This is a genomic window from Inquilinus sp. OTU3971 (genome assembly GCF_038440215.1).
Window position 1 is genome coordinate 1 of sequence record NZ_JASATH010000335.1, and the last position, 4,505, is coordinate 4,505.

Below are 4,505 nucleotides of genomic sequence, written 5' to 3' on the forward strand. Positions count from 1 at the left end.
GCCCCCCCAACCCCCCCCCCCCCCCCCCGGGGGGGGGGGGGGGCAGGGGGAGGGGGGTGTCGATCGTAGGACTCCGACACGGCAGGATCTGAAGCTTTCGGCGTCCAGGTCGGATCTCCGGCTCTCTCGGCACGAACCCCCTCCCCCTAGCCCCCTCCCGCAAGGGGAGGGGGGACTATTCAGGCAGTCGCCAGGGCAGAGGCAGTCATGGTCCGTTTTCTGACCGGGCGGCTGCTCGACCTGCTGGTGGTGCTGTTCGGGGTCTCGGTCGTCGCCTTCCTGATGATCCGGCTGATCCCGGGCGACGCGGTGCAGATCATGCTCGGCGCCAACAGCGAGGTGACGCCGGACCGGATCGAAGCGCTGCGCCAGCGCCTCGGCCTCGACCAGCCGCTGGTGACCCAGTATCTCGCCTGGCTCGGCGGCCTCCTGACCGGCGATCTCGGCACCAGCCTGTGGACCGGCCGGCCGGTGCTGGAGGAGATCGTGGCCCGGATCGGCGTCACCATCGAGGTCACGCTGCTGGCCCTGGCCGTCTCGGTGGCGCTGGCGGTGCCGGCCGGCTGCCTGATGGCCTATTTCCGCAACTCGGCGCGGGACTACCTGGTGCGGGTGGTCACCATTGCCGGCGTCACCGTGCCGTCCTTCTGGCTCGGGGCGCTGCTGATCTATCTGTTCCACAGCGTCTTCCCGGCCTTCCCGGCGATCGGCTTCGTGCCGCTGGCCGACGACCCGGTCGGCAACCTGCAGCGCCTGCTGCTGCCGACCATCGCCCTGGCCGTGCCGGTGCTGGCCTCGCTGTCGCGCATCGTCCGCTCCGCCATGCTCGACGCGCTGGGGCAGGACTATATCCGCACCGCCCGGGCCAAGGGGGTCAGCGAGCGGGCGGTGGTGTTCCACCACGCCTTCCGCAACGCCATGATCCCCTTCGTCACCGCGCTGGGCATCTCCGCCGGCTACCTGTTCGGCGGCGCCATCGTGGTCGAGCAGGTCTTCGCCCTGCCGGGCCTGGGCCGGCTGATGCTGGGCGCGATCGCCGAGCGCAACTATCCGCTGATCCAGGCGGCGATCCTGCTGGTCACCGCGGGGTTCGTGGTCGTGAACTTCGTCACCGACATGCTCTATGCCGCCCTCGACCCCCGGATCGGCCTCAGATGACGGCGCCCCTCCCGGAAATCCTGGCGCCGCCGTCGCGCCGCCGCATCGCCGCGCCGCGGCACCCGCTGGTCTGGATCGGCGGGGCGCTGGTGCTGCTGCAGGTCGTGGCGGCGCTGCTGGCGCCCTGGATCGCGCCGGACGATCCGCTGGCCCAGCACGTGATCCGGCGGATGAAGGCGCCCGGCGCCGTGGCCTGGCTCGGCACCGACCAGTTCGGCCGGGACGTGCTGTCGCGCATCCTCTACGGCTACCGCGCCTCGCTCGCCGCCTCGGCCAGCGCGGTGCTGCTGGCGCTCGTCGTCGGCGGCACCCTGGGCGTGGCCGCGGCGCTGCGCGGCGGCTGGCTCGACCGCGCCGGCATGCGGCTGATGGACATCCTGTTCGCCTTCCCGATCATCCTGCTGGCGATCGGCATCGTCGCCATGCTGGGGCCGGGTGCGACCACAACGGCGCTGGCGATCGGCGTCGTCTACATCCCCGTCTTCGCCCGGCTGCTGCGCGGGCCGGCCCTGGTGGTGGCCAGCAGCCAGTACGTGCTCGGCGCCCGCGCCATCGGGGCGGGGGAGGGGCGGGTACTGTGGCGCCATGTGCTGCCCAACCTCGCCAGCGTCATCCTGGTCCAGGCCAGCTTGGCCCTCTCCACCGCGATCCTGGTCGAGGCCTCGCTGTCCTTCCTCGGCCTCGGCACCCAGCCGCCGACGCCGTCGCTCGGCCGCATGCTGGCCGAGGCACGGAGCTATCTGCTGCTGTCGCCCTGGGATTCGATCTTCTCCGGCCTTGCCATCCTGTTGGCGTCTTTCGGCTTCAACCTGCTCGGCGACGGGTTGCGCGACGCGCTCGATCCCAGGCTGCGGGGCAGTGGGTGATGGGTGATGCGAAGACGATGGAAGCGGTGACGGTCCGGCCGCCGGTGCCGGCCGACCTGCCGGTCCTGGCCGGGGTGGCGTGGCGCAGCACCCGCGCCGCCTTCGAGCACATCCTCCCGGCCGGGATCCTGGACCGCAAGCGGCCGGAGGATTTCGCCAACCGCTTCGCCGCCCGGCTGCCCGACCTGCGCATCGCGGTCGACAGCTGCGGCACGCCGCTCGGCTTCTCGCTGATGACCGGGTCGCATCTCGACATGCTGTTCGTCGACCCGGCGGCGCAGGGCCGGTCGGCCGGCACCGTCCTGCTGGCGGACGCCGTGGCGCGCGGCGGCCGCACGCTGGAAAGCTTCGCCCACAACCGGCTGGCCCGTGGCTTCTACGAGGCGCGCGGCTTCCGCCTCTGCCGCTCCTACCGCCGGCTCTACGAGGGGATCGAGATGCCCTTCGTGCTCTACGCCCTGGCCGAGGGGTGACGGGCAGCGTTGCCGGAAACGCATTGCCCGATCGCCGATTTGCCGATAAGTCTTGGGCCGTCGCCTTCCCGGGCGGCGCCGTGGTGATTTGAGCCGACCGGCTTGCGGCCACGTTAATCTCCGCTAAAAGGTCGGTTGCGCGCAGGTCCCGCACGCACCGCCTCCCGGTCGGATCGAGGAGTCGGTGAGATGGATCGTTACGAAGCCCCCAGCGAAGACGAATTCGGCCCCGAGACCGCGCTGATCCGCGGCGGCACCCGACGAACGCCCTATGGCGAGACCTCCGAGGCGATCTTCCTGACCTCGGGCTTCGTCTATGACAGCGCCGCGGCGGCCGAGGCGCGCTTCACCGGCGACGAGCCGGGCTTCGTCTATTCCCGCTACGGCAACCCGACGCTGGAGGTGCTGGAGACGCGCCTGGCCCTGCTGGAAGGGGCCGAGGGCTGTCACGTCACCGCCAGCGGCATGTCGGGGGTGTTCACCGCCCTGTTCTGCCATCTGCGCGGTGGCGACCATGTCGTGGCCAGCCGGGCGCTGTTCGGTTCCTGCTTCGTCATCCTCGGCACCATCCTGCCGCGCTACGGCATCACCACCACCTTCGTCGAAGGCAGCGACCTCGCGGCCTGGGAGGCGGCGATGCGGCCGAACACCCGGGCGGTGTTCCTGGAAACGCCGGCCAATCCGACGCTGGACTTGGTCGACGTCGCCGCGGTGGCCAAGATCGCCCATGCCGCCGGCGCCAAGGTGTTCATCGACAACGTCTTCGCCACGCCGCTGGGCCAGAAGCCGCTCGAGCTCGGCGCCGATGTGGTGATCTATTCCGCCACCAAGCACATCGACGGCCAGGGCCGGGTGCTGGGCGGCGCGGTTCTTGCCGACAAGAAGTTCCTGACCGACGACTTCCTGCCCTATTACCGGCACACCGGCCCGGCCCTGTCGCCGTTCAACGCCTGGGTGCTGGTGAAGGGGCTGGAGACGCTGGGCCTCCGGGTCGAGCGCCAGGTCGCCAGCGCCCACCGCCTGGCGCAGCTGATCGAGGCGCATCCGGCCGCCAAGTGGGTGCGCTATCCCTGGCTGGAAAGCCACCCGCATCACGAACTGGCCAAGCGCCAGATGAAGAACGGCGGCACGCTGGTCTCGCTCGACCTCGGCAGCAAGGCGGCGGCCTTCGCCTTCCTCGACGCGCTGCGGCTGGTCGACATCTCGAACAATCTCGGCGACACCAAGTCGCTCGCCACCCACCCGACCACCACCACCCACCGGGCGATGGAGGCGGCGGACCGCGCCGCCATGGGCATCACCGAAGGTCTGGTGCGGCTGTCGGTCGGGCTCGAGGGGATCGAGGACCTGGAGCGCGACCTGTCCCGCGCCCTCGACGCGGCGAAGCGGGTGGGCTGACGGCCGGGGGTGAGGCACGGCGCCGCGCCCCCTGATCCCGGCGACCGGACTCCCGCCCTGCCGCGTTTAGCCGGGTGAAGGGGGATCTCGATCCCTGGAGTTCGCATGATGAGATGGAAGCTCGCCCTCGCCGCGTTGGCCGGGCTGGCGCTGACGGCCCTGACGGCGACGGCCGCCGATGCCGCGCCGGGCTACACCACCGCCCCGGCCCGGCTGCGCGCCGGCCCGGGGGCCGACTATCCGACGGTGGCGCGGCTGCGGCCGGGCATGCCGGTGCAGATCTTCGGCTGCCTCGACGGCTGGGCCTGGTGCGATATCGGCGTCGGCCCCGACCGCGGCTGGGCCAATGGCCGCTTCCTGGCGGCGGATGTCCAGCATCGCCGCCGGGTCATCGTCGAGGCCGCGCCGGTGATCGGCGTGCCGGTGATCCGATTCGATGCCGGTCCCTACTGGGACAACTACTACCGCGGCCGGCCCTGGTACCACGACCGTGGCCGCTGGGTGCATTGACGGCCAAAGAGAAAGGGGGGGGGGCCGGCGGGGGGCCCCGGGGGCGCCCCCCCGCGCCGCGGCCGGGGCGCGCGACGCCGCGGGCGGGGTGCAATCGGGG

The 4,505-nt window shown here is 71.8% G+C and carries 5 protein-coding genes and 1 riboswitch; all 5 genes read left to right on the plus strand.

The features are described from left to right. Positions 1 to 207: 207 nt before the first annotated feature. Positions 208 to 1,158 (plus strand): ABC transporter permease, encoded by a 951-nt coding sequence (locus tag AAHM41_RS39095; RefSeq protein WP_342242041.1) that lies wholly within the window; start codon positions 208 to 210, stop codon positions 1,156 to 1,158. Further along, positions 1,155 to 2,024, plus strand: a complete 870-nt coding sequence (locus AAHM41_RS39100; RefSeq protein ID WP_342242042.1) for an ABC transporter permease — start codon at positions 1,155 to 1,157, stop codon at positions 2,022 to 2,024. The genes AAHM41_RS39095 and AAHM41_RS39100 overlap by 4 nt, the downstream gene beginning before the upstream one ends. After that, on the plus strand, positions 2,024 to 2,497 hold the full coding sequence (locus tag AAHM41_RS39105; RefSeq protein WP_342242043.1) for a GNAT family N-acetyltransferase: 474 nt from the start codon (positions 2,024 to 2,026) through the stop codon (positions 2,495 to 2,497). The genes AAHM41_RS39100 and AAHM41_RS39105 overlap by 1 nt, the downstream gene beginning before the upstream one ends. 70 nt (positions 2,498 to 2,567) lie before the next feature. Next, positions 2,568 to 2,644, plus strand: a riboswitch (SAM riboswitch). A gap of 42 nt (positions 2,645 to 2,686) precedes the next feature. Next, positions 2,687 to 3,895, plus strand: coding sequence for an O-succinylhomoserine sulfhydrylase (gene metZ, locus AAHM41_RS39110; protein ID WP_342242044.1), 1,209 nt, complete (start codon positions 2,687 to 2,689; stop codon positions 3,893 to 3,895). 105 nt (positions 3,896 to 4,000) lie between these two features. Beyond that, a complete protein-coding gene (locus AAHM41_RS39115) occupies positions 4,001 to 4,405 on the plus strand; it encodes an SH3 domain-containing protein (RefSeq protein WP_342242045.1) in 405 nt (134 codons plus the stop codon). Positions 4,406 to 4,505: the final 100 nt, after the last annotated feature.

What these genes read in the sequence shown, in the direction of transcription:
- AAHM41_RS39115 (WP_342242045.1), top strand. Translation starts at nt 4,001, where the DNA reads ATGATGAGATGGAAGCTCGCCCTCGCCGCGTTGGCCGGGCTGGCGCTG.
- AAHM41_RS39105 (WP_342242043.1), top strand. Translation starts at nt 2,024, where the DNA reads ATGGGTGATGCGAAGACGATGGAAGCGGTGACGGTCCGGCCGCCGGTG.
- metZ (WP_342242044.1), top strand. Translation starts at nt 2,687, where the DNA reads ATGGATCGTTACGAAGCCCCCAGCGAAGACGAATTCGGCCCCGAGACC.
- AAHM41_RS39095 (WP_342242041.1), top strand. Translation starts at nt 208, where the DNA reads ATGGTCCGTTTTCTGACCGGGCGGCTGCTCGACCTGCTGGTGGTGCTG.
- AAHM41_RS39100 (WP_342242042.1), top strand. Translation starts at nt 1,155, where the DNA reads ATGACGGCGCCCCTCCCGGAAATCCTGGCGCCGCCGTCGCGCCGCCGC.